Consider the following 17,372-nt stretch of genomic DNA (forward strand, 5'->3'; position numbering starts at 1 on the left):
ATTTCCTAAAAGGTCAAGATGCCAGGTGGAGCGGTTCTGTAACGCACGGCAAGTGCCACGTAGCGGACAGCTGACGCTGCCATGCCCTCGAATTCTTCGTCATTCAGCATGCGCAACAGACGCGCCGGGTTTCCGGCCCACAACTCCCCGGCACCCACCACCTTGCGCGGTGTGAGGACCGCCCCTGCAGCCAGCATGCCGCCTGACCTGACGACAGCCCCATCGAGTACGCGCGCACCGAACCCGACAAACCCCGCGTCTTCTACGGTGCAGGCGTGCAAAATCGCGCCATGGCCAACGGTCACGTCATCCCCGATGATCACGGGCAGGCCGTTGGTCGTGCCGTGGATGACCGTGCCGTCCTGGATGTTCGTGCGCATGCCAATCACAATTTCCCGGACGTCGCCACGCAGCACGCAGTTGAACCAGACGGACGACTGACGACCTATTGTCACGTCGCCGACAAGCGTCGTGCCATGGGCGATGTAGACGCCTGGATCCACCTTTGGCGCACCGAATACCGACGCGTCCTGATCCGCGCTCATCGGTTCAGCCCCAGAAGCTCGCGAGCCTCCTGGCTAGTCGCCAGTTCACCGCCCAGCGAGTGCACGATGTCGCGCGCACGCGTGACCAGCTCCGCGTTGCTGTTGGCAAGCACGCCCCTGGCGATGTAAATGTTGTCTTCAAGTCCGACCCGGACATGGCCGCCCGCCAACCATGACTGGGCGACGATCGGGAACTCGAAACGGCCGACACCGAAGGCCGACCAGACGGCCTGACGGGGTAGCAGGTTACGCGCGTAGAGAAGCGTTTCCGGACTGGCCGAGAAGCCGTATTTGACGCCCATCACCAGGGTCCAAAACCCCGGCCCATCAAGAACGCCCTCCTTTATCAGGTCCAACGCAAGGTGCAAGTCACCTGAGTCGAAAATCTCAAGTTCTGGCTTGACACCCGCCTCGCGGATGACGTTAGCCATGCGCGTGACATTCTTAGGTGTATTGATGACAACGTCGCCGCCGGAGTTCATCGTGTTCAGGTCGAGACTGCAGATGTCCGGCTTGAGTTCGAGAATGTGCTCGACGCGCCTTTCCGGCGGCAGCAAGGTCGTGCCTGGCGCCGCGACCCTGGGGTCGTCGTCGCTCGGAATAAAGCGGCCGCCCGGGCCGGTGGTCAGATTGATGATGAGATCGGCGTTCACCGCGCGGATGCGTTCGATGACTTCGCGGTAAAGCGCCACATCCATCGAGGGTCGCCCCGTCTCGGGATTACGCACGTGGATGTGAACGGCGGCCGCGCCGGCGCGTGCGGCCTCAAGTGAAGCGGTCGCGATCTGCTCGGGTGTGATCGGCAGCCCCGGATGTTGCTCAGGTCTGGTGATATTGCCTGTTACAGCGCAGGTGATAATGGTCTTGCGGAAATGCATGTCAGGCCTCGCTGCAACTAGTTCAGGCGACGGCCACCGTCGACGACGATGGTCACCCCAGTGCTGAATGTCAGATGAGTGGCGCAGGCCTCGATGGCCGCCGCGATATCGTCGGGCGTCCCGATGCGGCCTAGCGGCGTGGTGGCTGCGACCTTATCGTTGAAGTCCTCGCCACGACCGGGAACGAACGACGTGTCGACCACGCCTGGAGACACGTTCAGGACACGAATGCGAGGTGCAAGTGCGCGGCCGAGCGACGCCGCCATCACGTCAAGCCCGGCTTTGGCCGCGCAGTAGGCGATGTTGCTGCCAACGCCCGTCGTGCCCGAAATCGATGAAACGTTGACGACGAGGCCGTCCCCCGACGCATCGAGCAATTCGCGGAAAGCGCGGATGGCCGCGAATTGCCCGCGCCAGTTGACCTTCAGAATCTCATCGATCAATTCGTCGGTGAGTGCATTCAGGTCGGAATGCTTGACGGGCTGGGTGAAGCCCGCCGTGTTCACGAGAATGTCCGCGCGGCCATACCGGTCGCGCGCCAGCCCCGCCAGCGCGTTCAGACTCTCGCTCGCCGTAATGGATGCAAGCGCCGCGCTGTGGCCCTCGCCTGGCAGGTCGTCGGCCACGCGCTGCGCCCGGGCCAGGTCATGCTGACCGACGACGACGACACGGGCGCCTGCTTGCCCAAGACGGCGGGCGGCAGCAGCGCCGATCCCTCCGGTTCCGCCCAGGATGACCGCGACCTTCCCTGAAAGTGTGTTGGACACGTGAGACCTCTTCTTTACTTGATGGGGGGTGTCGGATAGGTCGGCGTTCCTTCGGCGAGAACGAAGTCGTAGTCGAGCGTGTAGTAGAGCCTGTCTACGTCTCGCTTCGGCCCCGTGCCGGCATCGTGGCGCTGGAACGTGCCGACGAGACGGCGGTTGACACCGAACACGACATCGGAATTCAGGTGCTCCGAGTCATCGGCGAACACTTGCGAGACCAGGGTCGCGTAGCCTTCCGCGATGATGACGAAGTGCAGATGCGCTGGCCGGAACGGGTGGCGATTCTGCTTTTCAAGCAGCACGCCTACCGGTCCGTCAGTGGGCACAGGGTAGCCGGCAGGGCGCACTGTCTTGCAGGTAAACCGCCCCTCGCTGTCGGTGTAAAAGTGACCGCGCAGGTTCTTGTCGGGCTGGCTCGAGTCCTGGTTCTCGTACAAGCCGACTGGCGAGGCCTGCCAGACGTCGATTTTGGCGTTGGCAACAGGCTCGCCTTTGGTGTTGAGCACGCGTCCGTTCACGAAGAGCGGGGAGCCGGGTGAGTTCTCGCATGCGATGCATTCGCCATTCGCATATTGCGGCGAGTCACCCCGGTAGAACGGCCCCAACAGGGCGCCCGGCGTGCGACCGCTTGCGTCCGAGTTGTTCAGCAACGTAACCAGGGTCGATAGACCCAGCACGTCGGCGAGCAGAACGACCTCGTTGTGCCTGTCGTTGCAAGCGAGGCCGACGGCCCTCACGAAATCAAGGCCCTTCTCGAATTCCTCGTCAGTCAGCTTCACCTGCTTAAGGAATGCGTGGCCATGCTCCACTAGCGCGTCGAGCAGTTCCTTGAGCCGAGGATTGTCGGTCTGGCTCATGGCTGCTTTGACAACCGCGGTTATCGAAGCGGCGTCGTCGACGATGTTCTTCAGATGGTTTGAATCTTCCACAGGTCTTCTCCATCAATGCAATCGTTTGCATATTAATTTGCAAAAACGCCGATGTCAAAACCTAAAGATCTCATAGTTAACCCTGCCTCTGGTGCGCCAGTTAACCCTGCCTCTGGTGTGCCGGACGACGCCAAAAGACACGAGTGGCGCAACCGATTGCACCTTGACGGCTCCGACCGCCTCTATGCGACATGTGCGCCGCGCCGCAATGCAGGTAGCCGTGGTACGGGTATAGGCGCGGCGCCCCGTCAGGAGGATGGCTGCGGCTGCGCCACGGCAAGTTTGCGTCTATCGCCCGTCCGCGAGCCAGGGATACCGTCCCGTACCGGCGTCTTCGTAAGCCGGGTCGAGGCAGATAAAGCAGCGCTGGATTTTGAAATCGCGAATTTCGAACACGTCACTCCAGCGGCCTGCGTGCGTGACGCCCGCGCGCCAATCGGCGCCGCCTTTGCTCGTTCCGTGACTGGTACCTTCGACCACCACGGTGTCCCCTTGCTGGATCACGTTCAGGAAGGCAAGATCGTGTTTGAATTCTTGTGAACGCACGGTGATCGTGGCGAGCGAAAGGCATGCCGCCAGACCAATTGACCGTTCGCTGGAGCGACGTATCCGCGATGCACGCCTGGGCAACTTCAAGCCGCTGTGCGACTTCGACTGGAGCTGGCACACACGCTGCGACCGGCTTGCCGTTTGTATAGAGCAATTACGCGAAGGAAGACAGACCGTAGCCGACCGTACAATAGTTTTCCCACCGCGCAAAGACTAGTCTTCAGCCAAGGCGTGCGGCACAGACATCCTCTCTCAGCGGGCCGTTACGCTCCGCCGTATCCTTTCCGCCCGCTCATCGGGACGCTGCGCATTGAGCGGCAAACCTATCCGCGGCGGCGATGCGATCTACCGCCCGCGGTCCCGCGGACGAGATATGCCGTCGAACGGCAGAGAGATGATCCTCGCCTCAGAACTCGCGAGACTTCAATGCGCCAATTCACGGCAGAACCCTCAGACAGGCAATGAGGTTCTCACCGAGCGCGCTTGCCCTTGAAACAGTATCGCCGAGTCGACTTCAGCCTGCGGTTCGAGCCGGAATGCTTCGCTGAAGACGGCATTTCGTGCATGGATGAGTGACAGGCTGCTAGCCGGCTTGCGGTCAGCATCGGCCCGACCTGGTCGCAGGCGCTATTCCCGCAGGGGATAACTGCTATGCCGCGAGGCGCGTGGCGCCGCGCTCCCGACGTAGATAGACTGCTTCGAACCGCAACAGACTATCTTCGCAGAACGCCAACATGCAAATTCTCGTCACCAGTGCATCCGGCGCCAACGGCGACGGATATGGTTCGCTTCTTTCTTTTGCCCTCGACGGAACAGCACACGGGACGTTTAGCGCGGATCCTCGCATCACGGATCCCCGCGGCCTGAGCGTGAGCGCGAATCGACGGCTTCTCTATGTGAATAGCGGCAGCGATCGAATCCTCGCACTGGACGCTAGCGGAAATGTGGTACGGGACACAGGAGAGATCCCGGGGCTCAATGCGGGAGGCGGCAACCTTGCACCCGACGGCAAATACCTGGTCGGCATGCGCAGCGCACGGACAATCGTCGCGTTTGCCGCCGATCTTGCCGGTGCGCCGCAAAAGGTCCTACCTACAGGGATCGTTCCGTTTCCCCGCGGTTTCGCGTCGGCCGAAGACGGAACCCTCTATCTGGCCTCGGGCATCGGCCCGGGGGGCGAAGGGGAAAACAGCATTGCTGTATTCGACGCAGACGGCACGCCGCTAGCGTCCCGATTCATCACGGACGACGCAATGAGTCCATTGGATCTCGCGATCGCGCCCAACGGAAACATCATCGTATCCAGCGAATTTCCGTTTCGCGCGCCCGACGCCGTGACGAGCATTCGTGAATATGACCGCTCGACCGGCAGCCTGGTGCGTGTATTTGCCCCTCCACCCGGGGTCGGCTTCCATCAACCCCGAGGCTTACGGTTCGGTCCCGACGGACATTTGTATTGCGTTGCGCGCGACAACGTCATGGCATTCGACTTTGGCGACGGACACTTCCTTGATTCCGTGGTGCATATGCCACGGCTCAATGGCCAGGCCATCGTCTTCTTTCCACTCCTCGCGGATTAAATTCGCCAGTCCTTGCCACGAACGGCTCGAACTTCAGATCGGTGCAACGATGTCTGAACTTTTCACTCGATTGCGTGCCACCTGTGAACGGCCTGTCGCCCTCGACGTCTGCCTGGTCGCCTTCCTTGTCGCTGGCAGCGCATTCTCGTCGTCATCTCCGAGCCAGGTTTGTTCTCCTCCCGTGGCAGACCCGGAACAATCTGGCGCAAGCCGGGCCGAGGCATTGCCGCTGCAGTGGCGATCTGGACAACAATATTGCTTGCCGGTCCGGTCACCAGTCCGGTGGATACTCAGCATCTGTTGCAACATCCCGGAACCCATAGTCCTCAAGCACCTGGCTCGCATCACTGCGAGCGTCCCCATTCAGTCGAGCTCCCCTCGGCTTTGTGACATCAATGTTGGACGCTCACTGTAGCGTCGAATAGACGGCACTTCTCATAACAGTTATACCGACGAGGCATAACCGCTCGCAGCGCGCCGGCCTACGTTTGCTCGATACACTCAAAGGGCGACGGAGTCAACAACCCCGCTACCCTGCTCGCGACCCTACGAATTCAATCAGGCCACGACACCCTCAGACAGCGACTCGTAGTCGGTATAACCGCGGGCGTCACCACCGTAAAACGTTGCGCGGTCGTATCGATTGAGCGGCGCACCGCTACGCAGCCGTTCCGGCAGATCGGGATTGGAGATGAACATCCGGCCGAAGGCAACAAGATCCGCGTGGCCGTCGACGATAATCTGTTCGGCATTCTCACGCGTGAAGCCGCCCGCGGCGATGATCGTGCCTTTGTAGATCCGGCGAATGTCCTTCGAGGAGACGTCGAAATCGCTCGTCTCCTTCTCCACGATACCCCGAATGCGAGGCTCAATAACATGCAGGTAGGCGAGATCATACTGATTCAGCCGTTCTGCCACGTAACCGAACGTCGCATGCGGGTTGCTATCGGACATCGTGCCGTACGTGCCGCTCGGCGAAAGACGGACGGCCACGCGGCCAGGACCCCAGACGGAAACGACCGCGTCGAGCGTATCGAAGAGGAAGCGAGCGCGATTTTCGATCGGACCGCCGTACACGTCGTCTCGGTGGTTCGTCCCATCGAGCAGAAATTGTTCGAACAGGTAACCGTTCGCGGCGTGAAGCTCAACGCCGTCAAATCCGGCCTGCTTCGCAAGCACGGCACTGCGACGGAATTGCTCGACAATGCCCGGAATCTCATTCGTTTCGAGCGCGCGGGGAACGGGCAGTTCCGCCTCGGCAATCTGGCCGTTCTCATCGCGAATCGCAGCGTACTCAAGCGAACGCAATGCGGACGGCGCAACGGGGGTGACGCCGTCGGTATTGGCCGGATGCGCCTGACGTCCTGCATGCCACATTTGCAGGAATATACGAGCACCCTTGGCATGGACGGCGTCGATCACCCGCTTCCAGCCCTCAACGTGTTCCTCAGTATAAATTCCGGGCGCCTCAACGTAAGCAATGCCGAGCTGGGCTACGGCCGTTGCGTCGGAAATGAGCAGCCCGCCGTCCGTCGCACGTTGCGTGTAGTACTCGACCATGAGATCACCCGGGACGTTGCCCGGCTCAGTGCGCATTCTCGTGAGCGGCGCAAGCACAACACGGTGTTGCAGATGGAAATGTCCGACTTTCGTATGGCTGAAAAGCTTGCTCATGACGTCATCCTCAAAAGAGTATTGGGTGACGACATGTTGGCTGCAAACGCCACCAGGCAGTAGAGGCTACTGAGCGATAGTTATAATTCCGGAATGGAATAGGGAACTCAGCGACCGGACGCAATTCTGACAAGGACAGAACGATTGGATGCGCCTGGCACAGCCCTTCATGGGCAGAATGCGACGGCAGGTGGCCGGCTGTACATGGCACTTGAACTGGGCGAGAAGAGCTGGAAGCTCTCGCTGGATGATGGCAAGCGCGCGCCTGGCCGGTGTACGGTTGCAGCAGGTGATATCGCGGCGGTCCTCACCGCCATCGCGAACGCCAGGGCGCGCCGCCACCTCAGCGCCGACACACCCGGGTACCGGTCCGTGCGCCAACTGCTGAAGCCTGCGACTACCCGTGCCGCCGCCCCGGTGGCGCGGCGATCGGCCTGGGCGGCAGCGCTCGCGCTCGCCGGCCGGGCCGACAACGACGGGGAAACGTTAGGGCCTAACGTGCACCAAAGTAAATCGGTTTCATGCCGTCATTGGGGTCGCGGCGAATCGACGCACGGATCGCATGTTCCATCGAATGGATCGAATGATCTAGTGCGCGAAGCGGATGATGTGAACCCGACACCGATGTGTCATCGGCCACACCACCGTAGCCTGACACAGCGGAGTTGTTCATGGCGGCGCTGGCGTCCGACTGAGCAAACGAAACGGTCGGGACGCCGAGTACCGCGGCAACTGCAATGGCTTGAATGAGCGATTTCATAATGAACCTCCAGTCCTGGATTTGCTGCGAACTGTTGTCCGTAGCAGGTGATACCAAGTCTAGGAAAGCGATCGCTCATAATTAAGCAGTTTGTTCACAAGGGTGAATTTCGATTTGCGGGGTAATCCCTGATCCTAATCTGAGGCCAGTATGGTTCGGCATTGCGCGGTGCATGCCAGGCGATTCGACGCACGAGGAAACTAATCGGGCTGTTGTGCGGATAGCGAACATGCCACTGGAGCCTGCGGCGTTGAGGGCGCGGTCCATTCCTGCGGAGAATGACTGTTATCGATAGCGCCCATCTTCTTCTCGAGCGCCTTGCGCTTCATCATCTACTCACCGTCAACCGACCAGGAGCAGATCATGAATTCCTTCCAGTCCTACACGATCGCCACCGCGCCCGTAGCGTCGAAGCCCACCCTTGAAGAAGCGAAGCGTACCTTCGGTTTTGTACCGAACCTCCAGGCGCACATGGCCGAATCACCGGAACTGCTCGCCGGCTATACGGCGCTGTGGGATCTCTTTGCGAAAAGCACACTCACGCCTCACGAGCAGCAGGTCGTCTATCTGACGTCGAACTTTGAGAACAACTGCCACTACTGCATGGCGGGCCACAGCACGCTCGCAAAGATGATCAAGATGGACCCGGCAGTGATCGCCGCGCTTCGCGCCGGCGCGGCGTTGCCGGACGCGAAGCTGGAGGCGCTACATCGCTTCACGACGATTGTCGTGCGCGAACGCGGATTCGTTCCGGACGCGGAAGTGGAAGCCTTCCTCGCGGCCGGCTATACACGCCGCAACGTGCTCGAAGTGATTCTCGGTGTCGCAACCAAGGTCATGAGCAACTACACGAATCACATCGTGCATACGCCGTACGACGCTTTCATGAAGGGCAACGAGTGGACGAAGCCCGAGCACGTGCCCGGTACGCCCTCTGCCGCGTGATTCGTCCAGCCTTCAGGAATCTATGGAGAAGTGTCATGTCGATGCGGGAGACACTCGACGCCTTGAGGGCCGACTTCAAGGCGGCCAAGCATCCCCCTGCAACGCGGCGCCGGTAATACATCCGGTCATGCTGCCGAACCGATCGCGAGCGGTCAGGCGGGCGGCACAAAATCAAGGTCGGACACCGTACGCCGTATTTCAGGCTGAAAGACCAGGACGGCAACAACGTATCGTCGGCCGCTCGGCTGGCGCAAAGACCGCTCGTGGTCGCGTTCTACCGCGGCGTTTGGTGCCCGTGGCCAACCGATTCACTCAGAACGACCGCTTGCAAATGCGGATTCAACCGGTGGATGCAACACACTTAAGCCTGCGCAAGCAGCAGGAGTGTTGCAGATGAAGCAGAGACGACCGCCAGAAAGTAACGGATGTGCCGGAGCAGCATGGGCCAGCGCGAGCTGGAGAGACGAGGCTTGCGTCCAGGCGAGCACGTCGATATCGCCGTTTTGCGAAGAAGCATGTGGAAGGCTTCTGGTTGTGCTTGTTGCAAGAGTTCGGCCCGACTGAATCGGTGTCGCCGAGACCGACAGTGCGAGAGGCGCGCCTCGTTAGTTTTCTACGTTCGGTAGCCGGGGTCGGCGTGGCGCACCTAGCCAATACCCGCAAGCAGTGGACGGCAGCGATCTGCCGGACTGACAACGGACCTTCGACTTGAGAGCCACATGAAAGCGATTGAATTGCGTCAACTGCGCTACTTCTCGATTCTTGCGCGGGAACTCCATTTCGGCCGGGCGGCCGACCTGGCGTCGATAACGCAATCTGCGCTTAGCCAGCAGATTGCGAAACTGGAAGAACTGGTGGGCGCGCAATTACTGAACCGCGACCGGCGCGGCGTGACGCTGACCGCTTCGGGCGAGGCTCTGCGGAACAGCGCTGATGCCATATTCGCTGAGGTTGAGCGCGCGTTGCGTGAGGCGCAGGATGCCGCAGGCAGTCGAGAATCCAGGCTCTCGATCGGTCTGGTCGAGTACGCGAATCTGCCGTTTATTCCGCCTGCGCTCATTCGTCTGCAGACACTATATCCGGACATCACGATCGAGCGCCACGAGATGAACACGGCGCAGCAGATCACCGCGCTGACTAAGGAACATATCGACATCGGCTTCGGCGTACTGGTCGACACTGCACCAGATAACGACGACATACTGATTCAGCCGCTGTTCGAAGCAGACTGGGTCTTGTTGATGCGCAGCGATCACCGCCTGGCAAACGTCGACTGCCTGAACCTTTGCGATCTTGCGCAGGAGCGCCTGATCGGCTCGGCACGTGCGGTCAATGCGCCGCTTTATGACTCGATGGTTGCCCAGTTCCAGCGAGCCGGCTTCACCCCAAACTTTATCTATAAAACGACGCAGGTACAAGTTGGCGTCACGCTCGTCGAACAAGGGCTCGGCGCAATGATCGGCACTACATACTTATTCTCGTCGCTCCCAAAAACTTTGCGCTACCGGCAGATCAACGGCCTCAAGCCCGTAACGGTCCAGATGCTGTCGCGCACAAACGAACGCAATTCACTGATACTTGACTTTCTCGATCTGGCGGCTGAAGAAGCGCGTTGCGCGCAAGCCCGCACTACGGCGCCTCGCGCCTCCGGTCGATAGGCGCGTTTAGGTGCGCCTGCTCAACCGTGATCGGCGTGGAGTAACGTTGACTCTGCCAAGCGAGCACTACGCGACAGCGTCTATGCCATCATCCGGCAGGTAGAGCAGGCGCTACGGGTTATTCGGGAAGCGGCGGGCTATCAGAGTTTCAAGACCTCGGTTGGCCACATTGGAAATGCCAATCCGCCGTTCATCCTGCTCGCGTTGATCCAGTTTCAGGCGCTATATCTGGCCATCACGGTTGAGCGCCACGAGATGAACACGGCGCAGCAAATCGCCGCGCAAAAAAAACAGCATCGATTGGGGCCATCTAGGCTTATCGAACAGGGACCAGGAGTAGTGACCGGTGCGATCTACCCGTTCACATCATTTCGGCAGACAATCAAATATCGGCTCATCAATGACATGGAGCCGATGTCGGTTCAAATGTCCTCGCGTTTGAAAGAGCGCGATTCACTGATTTTCGATTTCGTTGAAATGGTTACCGGAGAAGCGTATCGCGTGGCGCCCTGAACCTCCAGCCGGGCGCACCTCGCGATAAGTACGCGGTTCGCTTCACGTGTCGGATCGATTAGCGCTAGTAATCGGCCTTGCAAGTATTTCGAATTGGCTAATACCGATGATGTCATCCAAACTTCTCCTCAACGCACGAGCGGCCTGATGAACTGGTGGACCACCGTCGAGTTCATCCGCCGGCATGCGTTCACGCACCGTCTGTTTCATGCGTATCGTGAGAATTCGGAAGTGGATGTGACATCACGAGAACGCATGCTAGAGATTGCAAAAAACCGCGCAATCGATGTATGTCGCGCATACCCAATCGACTGGAGTATTGAAGATGACCCAAGCACAAGCGAAGCCCGGAAAGACCCTTTTGTCCCCCAACGATCACACATTGATCATGATCGACCATCAGTCGCAGATGGCATTCGCGACGAAGTCGATCGATGCGGTTCTTCTGCGCAACAATATCGCATTGGTCGCGAAGGCGGCCCGCGAGTTTGGCGTGTCGACGATTCTGACTACCGTCGCAGAAAAGGCCTTCTCCGGTCCGATTTTCGACGAAATCAGCTCGACATTTCCTGGTCAGACGACGATCGATCGGACTAACATGAATATGTGGGAGGACCCTCGCATCACAGCTCGCGTAAACGAAATCGGAAAATCACGCATCGTGATGGCGGGTCTCTGGACCAGCGTCTGTGTCGTCGGGCCGGCGCTTTCAGCGCTTGATCAGGGGTTTGAGGTGTACGTGATCACTGATGCGTGCGGCGATGTTTCGGACGAAGCGCATCAACGCGCGCTAGATCGTCTCGTCCAACAGGGCGCACGCCCGATGACGTCGCTGCAGTATTTGCTCGAGTTGCAACGCGATTGGGCTCGGACCGAAACCTACAATGAAACAGTTCAAACCTCGGTAGCGCATGGCGGCGGTTACGGACTAGGTCTGATCTATGCGAAGACAATGTTCGGCGGTTCCGAGGGACACTGAACAAGATTTGTCATACCCGCTCGGCCTCGGTCGATTATCGCCGCGGTCGAGCCGGTGGCGATAATCGAAGTGCAGGTTGACCGGTGACAGCGATCAGCAACACGGTGATCGTTATTTATTCAGGATAACGATGTATTGATCATATTATCGACGCCGCGTGACTAAATCGAGTCGTCTTATTTTTCTGTGAATAGTCGTAGGTTTCCACGGTCTTTGATTCGCGATGCAGCCAGTCGATCTCGCCGCTTTGCGTGATTAACTCGAGCGACTGACGCGCTTCAATCCGATACTTCGACGTCAAGGCAGGACCAATGAAACTCTATCTGTTATCGCTAGGCGCCGGCATCCTGGTCGGCATTATCTATAGCCTGATCAATGTACGTTCGCCAGCACCTCCGCTTGTCGCACTGCTGGGCCTGCTGGGCATGCTGATCGGCGAGCAGGCGATTCCGTCCGCGAGGCAGTTGTTGGGTTATTCGACGCCACCGGCCCTATCGCATCAGGCGAGCGGAACCGGTCGTCTTTCCAGCACCCGGTCGGATCATGCCGTGTTGCAGGCAGACCGGGGGCTTGTTGGCAACGAGGAGGAACACTCATGAGCATTACCATTACTCAACCGGACCTGATCCTCCACAACGGCCGGGTTACGACGCTGGATCGTTCGAACCCCACGGCAACGGCTGTTGCGATCAAGGATGGCAAGTTTGCGGCGGTGGGCAGCGACGTCGAGGTCCTGCTGCTCGCAGGGTCATCAACCCGGGTGATCGACCTGAAGGGGCGCGGAGTACTGCCCGGACTGATCGACAACCACATTCACATCATTCGCGGCGGACTGAGCTTCAACATGGAGCTGCGTTGGGATGGCGTGCGCTCCCTTGCCACCGCGATGGACATGCTGCGCGAGCAGGTTGCCGTCACTCCGGCGCCGCAATGGGTACGCGTGGTAGGTGGATTCACCGAGCATCAATTCGACGAGAAACGCTTGCCCACGATCGAAGAGCTGAATGCGGTTGCGCCCGATACACCCGTGTTCATTCTGCATTTGTACGATCGCGCGCTACTGAATGCGGCGGCTCTGCGCGTGGTCGGCTACACGAAGGACACGCCGGAGCCCCCGGGAGGACAGATCGTGCGAGACAGCGCCGGCAATCCGATCGGCCTGCTGCTCGCGCAGCCGAATGCATCGATCCTGTACGCGACGCTGGCGAAGGGTCCGAAGCTGTCGTTCGACTATCAGGTGAATTCGACACGCCACTTCATGCGCGAACTTAACCGGTTGGGCGTGACCGGTGCGATCGACGCGGGCGGCGGCTCCCAGAACTATCCGGACGATTACGAGGTTATCCAGAAACTGTCCGACGAGGGCCAGCTGACGATCCGTCTCGCATACAACCTGTTCACGCAAAAGCCGAAGGCGGAGAAGGAAGACTTTTTGAACTGGACCAGGACGTCGAAGTACAAGCAGGGTAACGATTACTTCCGCCACAACGGCGCGGGCGAGATGCTGGTGTTCTCGGCGGCGGACTTCGAGGACTTCCGTGTCGCGCGTCCGGATATGCCCCCGCAGATGGAGGGAGAGCTGGAAGACGTCGTGCGCGTACTGGCGGAGAACCGTTGGCCGTGGCGTATGCATGCGACCTATGACGAAACGATAAGCCGCGCGCTCGACGTGTTCGAGAAGGTCAACAGGGACGTGCCGCTTGCCGGCATCAACTGGTTCTTCGATCACGCCGAGACGATTTCCGAGAGGTCGATGGACCGAATCGCTGCGCTGGGTGGTGGCGTCGCGGTGCAGCACCGGATGGCGTATCAGGGAGAGTACTTTGTCGAGCGTTACGGTGCGAAGGCAGCCGAGGCCACGCCGCCGGTTGCGAAGATGCTGGAGAAGGGAATCCGGACTTCGGCCGGTACGGACGCAACACGGGTCGCGTCGTACAACCCCTGGGTATCGCTGTCGTGGCTGGTGACGGGCAAGACGGTGGGTGGTCTGCGGATGTATCCGCAGCGGAACTGCCTTGATCGCGAAACAGCCCTGCGCATGTGGACCGAAAATGTGACCTGGTTCTCGAACGAGGAGGGCAAGAAAGGCCGGATCGAGGCAGGTCAGTTTGCCGACCTGATCGTGCCGGACCGCGACTTCTTTGCGTGCGCTGAGGACGAGATTGCCGATACCACGTCGCTGCTGACCGTGGTGGGTGGCAAGGTGGTATACGGCACGGGTGAATTCGCGTCGTTCGACGACAGCGCACCGCCACCCGCGATGCCGGACTGGTCGCCGGTGCGTCGCTTTGGTGGTTTTGCCGCGTGGAAGAACGCGAGCGGCAACGGCGAAGCGGCGCTGCAGCAGGTCGCAGCGGCGTCGTGTGGTTGTGCGACGGCATGCGGTGTGCACGGTCACGCGCATGCCCGCGCGTGGACGGCCAATGCGCCGACCTCGGACCTGCATGGCTTCTGGGGCGCGCTCGGCTGCTCCTGCTGGGCGGTCTGACGTGAGGACAGGCGCGCTACAGGGAAATCCGTCGTGGGTGGCCGCGTTGCTGGCACGGTCGTGGGTGCTGCCGCTGGCGCGGCTCGCCATCGTGTCTGCGTATCTGTTCGGGGGCATCGACAAGCTCGCGCATTTCCATGACGCCATTCTGGAGCAGGAGCATTTCGGCCTGCATCCAGGGGCGCTGTGGGCGACGCTGGCGATTGTCGTCGAACTGGGCGGCTCTTTCTGCGTGGTTTTCAACCGGCTTGTCTGGCTGGGCGCAGGCGGTCTGTCCGCACTGACCGCCGTTGCCATGCTGGTCGCCAACAATTTCTGGAGTCTGACTGGCAATGCACGTTTCATCGCATTGAACGGTTTTTTTGAGCACCTCGGGCTGATTGCCGCCTTTATTGCCGTGACGTATCTGGCCAGCGACGCTCACCGGTCCCGTGGCAAGGCATAACTGAACCCAAAGAGGAACTTTCACCATCATGCATCACAGAGGAACTTTCAACATCATGCGTAAATTCCGTTCCCTCGCTGTAACCGCACTGGTCGCGGGCACACTCGCCGTGGGGTCATCGCTGGCGCCAGCCAGCCCCCCGGTGCTAGCCAGGCCCGCGGCGGCGCTGTCGTTGGCCGTAGGGCCGCAGTACGACACGACACACGTCTACGTCGCGCCCGAGGACTTCGACAGGTTCACCGACAGCTTCGTCGCGACGTTTGGCGGCCATAAGTCGCAGCAGGGCGTCTTCCAGGTGACGCCGACGCCGAGCCAGACGATGTCGCAGCTCGTGTTCACGCCGGCCGGCACGTTGTCAGTATTCGGCTTCAAGACGCCGGTTCCGTACCCGTTCGGCAGTGAGCGCACCGGCTATCTCGTGACCGACATGGATGCGGCGGTGAAGTCGGCGAAGGCGCATGGCGCGGATGTATACGTGGACACGTTCCCAGATCCGATCGGGCGTGATGCGCTGATCTCGTGGCCGGGTGGTGTGCACATGCAACTGTACTGGCACAAGCAGGCGCCGCACTACGATCCGCTGGAGACGGTGCCGGAAAATCGCGTGTATGTGTCGCCGAAGCGCGCGAACGCGCTCATCCACGATTTCGTCGTGTTCTCGCACGGCAAGCTCGTGTCCGATGACCGCCAGGCGCCAGGCATCGAGATTGGCCGGCCGGCCGACACGTATCGGCGCGTGCGGATCGAATCAGGCTTCGGCAAGATCACCGTCCTCGTGACCGACGGCCATCTGCCTTACCCGTTCGGGCACGAGTTGACCGGCTACGAGGTCAAGGATCTCGCCGACACGCTGAAGAAAGCGCAGGCGGCCGGCGCGACCGTACTCGTGCAGCCGTTCACCTCGGGTGGCCGCGACGCCGCGCTCGTGCAGTTCCCGGGCGGTTACATCGCCGAGATTCACGCGGCCGTGCACTGAGCCAGACCGGATGTACCGGCCGTCCCCGCCTGGGAAGAAGGCGGGGACGGTCTGGTTTCCTTTGATTGCCCGCCACGTCGCCGCCGGGAGGCCTCCGGGTCAGATGATTCCGGCGTCTGAGGCGCCGGAAACGGATTGCAGGCGACGGGTACGATAGCGAGGCGACCATGCCAGGATTTTCAGCACGGGGGCTGATGAAATCCGAAGATACTGTTCTGGCTGCGATTGCCGGATATGTCGACACCCTGAGCTTTGTCGCGCTGTTCGGGCTGTTCACTGCCCACGTGACCGGCAACTTCGTGCTGATTGGTGCAGGCTTTGCGGGCTACGGACAGGGTCTGGTGGTGAAGCTGTTTGCGTTTCCCGCATTCATCGCCGGGGTTGTGCTGAGCCGCGCCCTCGTGCGTGCACAGTCGGGACAGGAGCAGTCGGCGCGTAGTGCACGCAACCTGTACGCAGTGCAGGCTGTGCTGCTGTTCGGGTTCTGTGCGGCTGGTGTGCACGCGAGTCCTGTGACGCCCGATGTTGGAGATCGTTAATTTTGCTAGCAGTGTCCATTGAAGCGCCAATGCTGTCCGTTAATTCTGCTAGCACAGCCGGCCGGTGGCCTGGAACAAGCATCTCTCTCGGTAACGACTGATCGCTCGATGCGCGGCATCGAAGTTATTTGATAGCCAGAACACGGACGCCGGCACCGTTTCCAGGGGCCTGTGATCTGGCAACGGGCCAGTATCAGGAGCTTCGCGCTGTTCGCTCAGCCGAAGGCGGCCTGGGCTGACGCCTGGAGTGTTATCGTGGGTTTGCTTCGATCCGGCGCGATCAAACCGATCGTGGCCCGCACCTTCCCGCTGGCCGAAGCGGCCGACGCCTTGCGTTACCTGGTTGAGGGCCGTCCCTTCGGCACAATCGTCCTGACAATCTGACACCCTCTGATCAGAAGAGAGGAATACGTGAACGGGCCCGGGATCCAGAGTTGACAGTGGCGATAAACATGGCGGGGGTTGTGCAGCACATCAGCTTCGCTGTCTTTCCACGGTTTCAGGTCATGAGCATGGCGGCAACCACTGCGTTCGAGGTCGCCAACCTGGTTCTCGGCGAGGCTGACGGCCAGATCGACGAGCGCCCGGGCGAAGTCCTCGGATTGCACAATTTCAGATGGTCCGTCGTCTTGCCCGCGGCCAATGAGGCGTCGAAGTCATTCTCGACAGGGTAGGTACGCGCTGCGCAGCGACCGGCGTCAATTCAAAAAACCCCGCTGCCGTGGAGTCGGACTCGGTCATCCCTCCATTTTTTCATAGACGCTGCACCACCCTTTCGCCATGACGCGTTCACCCAGAAAGATCGTGCAGGGACCCGACTGGTCAGAAGTAAGACCTTTATAGTGCCGACAATTCGCGCAAACCTGCCCTTTTATGTACTTTGGATGCTCAACTTCATCGACAGATGTTGCGTCGTCCCGGTAGTTGAGCCATCGCGCTGTCAGGTCGCGCTCAGAGACCGAGCCCGTTTCGGCAAAGGCACCCGCTTGTGGAGCGCAAGCGACGACGAGTGATGCTATCTGCAAAATGCAGTGGCGACGTGAGAATCGAACGACTACGAAACCACTAACGCTTGGCATCGATCACATTGGCTTGACCGTTCGCAATCTGAACCTCACTCGCGACTTTTTCATCAGTTGTTTGGGAT

Annotated in this window: 21 protein-coding genes and 2 pseudogenes; 15 read left to right on the top strand and 8 right to left on the bottom strand. The window is 60.2% G+C overall.

The genetic code is table 11. The features are described 5' to 3' along the window. Positions 1-5: 5 nt before the first annotated feature. The 5 genes and pseudogenes from P3T21_RS14480 to P3T21_RS14500 all read right to left on the bottom strand — a co-directional run. Positions 6-545, bottom strand: coding sequence for a gamma carbonic anhydrase family protein (locus tag P3T21_RS14480; RefSeq protein WP_429256610.1), 540 nt, complete (start codon positions 543-545; stop codon positions 6-8). After that, complete coding sequence (locus P3T21_RS14485; RefSeq protein ID WP_429256611.1) at positions 542-1,423, bottom strand: 3-keto-5-aminohexanoate cleavage protein; 882 nt, start codon at positions 1,421-1,423, stop codon at positions 542-544. Before P3T21_RS14485 ends, P3T21_RS14480 begins: the two co-directional genes overlap by 4 nt. Before the next feature lie 17 nt (positions 1,424-1,440). Then, positions 1,441-2,190, bottom strand: coding sequence for an SDR family NAD(P)-dependent oxidoreductase (locus P3T21_RS14490; RefSeq protein ID WP_429256612.1), 750 nt, complete (start codon positions 2,188-2,190; stop codon positions 1,441-1,443). A 14-nt stretch (positions 2,191-2,204) separates the two neighbouring features. Beyond that, a complete protein-coding gene (locus P3T21_RS14495; protein WP_429256639.1) occupies positions 2,205-3,047 on the bottom strand; it encodes a dioxygenase in 843 nt (280 codons plus the stop codon). A 360-nt stretch (positions 3,048-3,407) separates the two neighbouring features. Then, positions 3,408-3,644 (bottom strand): annotated as a pseudogene (locus P3T21_RS14500) (nuclear transport factor 2 family protein); the annotation flags it as partial. Between the two features lie 301 nt (positions 3,645-3,945). On the opposite strand from P3T21_RS14500, the gene P3T21_RS14505 reads away from it, so the two are divergent. Both P3T21_RS14505 and P3T21_RS14510 read left to right on the top strand, forming a co-directional pair. Next, a complete protein-coding gene (locus P3T21_RS14505; RefSeq protein WP_429256640.1) occupies positions 3,946-4,161 on the top strand; it encodes a DUF3331 domain-containing protein in 216 nt (71 codons plus the stop codon). 241 nt (positions 4,162-4,402) lie between these two features. Further along, the gene (locus tag P3T21_RS14510) at positions 4,403-5,248 is read left to right on the top strand and encodes a hypothetical protein (protein ID WP_429256613.1); all 846 of its coding nucleotides are present in this window, start codon (positions 4,403-4,405) and stop codon (positions 5,246-5,248) included. A 558-nt stretch (positions 5,249-5,806) separates the two neighbouring features. Here the strand turns inward: P3T21_RS14510 and P3T21_RS14515 are convergent. After that, on the bottom strand, positions 5,807-6,922 hold the full coding sequence (locus P3T21_RS14515; protein WP_429256614.1) for an alkene reductase: 1,116 nt from the start codon (positions 6,920-6,922) through the stop codon (positions 5,807-5,809). Positions 6,923-7,415: 493 nt separating this feature from the next. Next, positions 7,416-7,682 carry a hypothetical protein gene (locus P3T21_RS14520; protein WP_429256615.1) on the bottom strand — a complete coding sequence of 89 codons (267 nt, stop codon included), beginning with the start codon at positions 7,680-7,682 and terminating at the stop codon, positions 7,416-7,418. 363 nt (positions 7,683-8,045) lie between these two features. Between P3T21_RS14520 and P3T21_RS14525 the strand changes: the two genes are divergently transcribed. From P3T21_RS14525 to P3T21_RS14580, 12 genes and pseudogenes are all read left to right on the top strand, one after another. Then, complete coding sequence (locus P3T21_RS14525; RefSeq protein ID WP_429256616.1) at positions 8,046-8,627, top strand: carboxymuconolactone decarboxylase family protein; 582 nt, start codon at positions 8,046-8,048, stop codon at positions 8,625-8,627. Positions 8,628-8,797: 170 nt separating this feature from the next. After that, on the top strand, positions 8,798-8,992 hold the full coding sequence (locus tag P3T21_RS14530; protein ID WP_429256641.1) for a redoxin family protein: 195 nt from the start codon (positions 8,798-8,800) through the stop codon (positions 8,990-8,992). 354 nt (positions 8,993-9,346) lie between these two features. Then, positions 9,347-10,285 carry a LysR substrate-binding domain-containing protein gene (locus P3T21_RS14535; protein WP_429256617.1) on the top strand — a complete coding sequence of 313 codons (939 nt, stop codon included), beginning with the start codon at positions 9,347-9,349 and terminating at the stop codon, positions 10,283-10,285. Between the two features lie 204 nt (positions 10,286-10,489). Beyond that, complete coding sequence (locus tag P3T21_RS14540) at positions 10,490-10,798, top strand: hypothetical protein (RefSeq protein ID WP_429256618.1); 309 nt, start codon at positions 10,490-10,492, stop codon at positions 10,796-10,798. 325 nt (positions 10,799-11,123) lie between these two features. Next, complete coding sequence (locus P3T21_RS14545; RefSeq protein ID WP_429256642.1) at positions 11,124-11,777, top strand: hydrolase; 654 nt, start codon at positions 11,124-11,126, stop codon at positions 11,775-11,777. 311 nt (positions 11,778-12,088) lie between these two features. Further along, the gene (locus tag P3T21_RS14550; protein WP_429256619.1) at positions 12,089-12,376 is read left to right on the top strand and encodes a DUF1427 family protein; all 288 of its coding nucleotides are present in this window, start codon (positions 12,089-12,091) and stop codon (positions 12,374-12,376) included. Next, positions 12,373-14,265, top strand: coding sequence for an amidohydrolase (locus P3T21_RS14555; RefSeq protein WP_429256620.1), 1,893 nt, complete (start codon positions 12,373-12,375; stop codon positions 14,263-14,265). Before P3T21_RS14550 ends, P3T21_RS14555 begins: the two co-directional genes overlap by 4 nt. Positions 14,266-14,329: 64 nt before the next feature. Continuing rightward, positions 14,330-14,710 (top strand): DoxX family protein, encoded by a 381-nt coding sequence (locus P3T21_RS14560; protein WP_429256621.1) that lies wholly within the window; start codon positions 14,330-14,332, stop codon positions 14,708-14,710. Positions 14,711-14,765: 55 nt separating this feature from the next. Beyond that, positions 14,766-15,686 (top strand): glyoxalase, encoded by a 921-nt coding sequence (locus P3T21_RS14565; RefSeq protein ID WP_429256622.1) that lies wholly within the window; start codon positions 14,766-14,768, stop codon positions 15,684-15,686. Positions 15,687-15,880: 194 nt separating this feature from the next. Then, positions 15,881-16,210 (top strand): annotated as a pseudogene (locus P3T21_RS14570) (DUF1275 family protein); the annotation flags it as partial. Positions 16,211-16,396: 186 nt separating this feature from the next. Continuing rightward, positions 16,397-16,609, top strand: coding sequence for a zinc-binding dehydrogenase (locus tag P3T21_RS14575; protein ID WP_429256623.1), 213 nt, complete (start codon positions 16,397-16,399; stop codon positions 16,607-16,609). A gap of 128 nt (positions 16,610-16,737) precedes the next feature. Then, on the top strand, positions 16,738-16,899 hold the full coding sequence (locus P3T21_RS14580; RefSeq protein ID WP_429256624.1) for a hypothetical protein: 162 nt from the start codon (positions 16,738-16,740) through the stop codon (positions 16,897-16,899). A 63-nt stretch (positions 16,900-16,962) separates the two neighbouring features. On the opposite strand, the gene P3T21_RS14585 is transcribed toward P3T21_RS14580, so the two are convergent. Continuing rightward, entirely contained in the window at positions 16,963-17,304 is a 342-nt protein-coding gene (locus P3T21_RS14585; protein ID WP_429256625.1) for a high-potential iron-sulfur protein, read from the bottom strand. On the opposite strand from P3T21_RS14585, the gene P3T21_RS14590 reads away from it, so the two are divergent. Further along, positions 17,252-17,372, top strand: a 121-nt coding sequence (locus P3T21_RS14590) for a VOC family protein (protein WP_429256643.1), incomplete at its 3' end; no start/stop codon positions are given. The two genes, P3T21_RS14585 and P3T21_RS14590, sit on opposite strands and share 53 nt — an antisense overlap.

This window comes from Paraburkholderia sp. GAS334, from assembly GCF_050436625.1.
Lineage (GTDB): Bacteria > Pseudomonadota > Gammaproteobacteria > Burkholderiales > Burkholderiaceae > Paraburkholderia.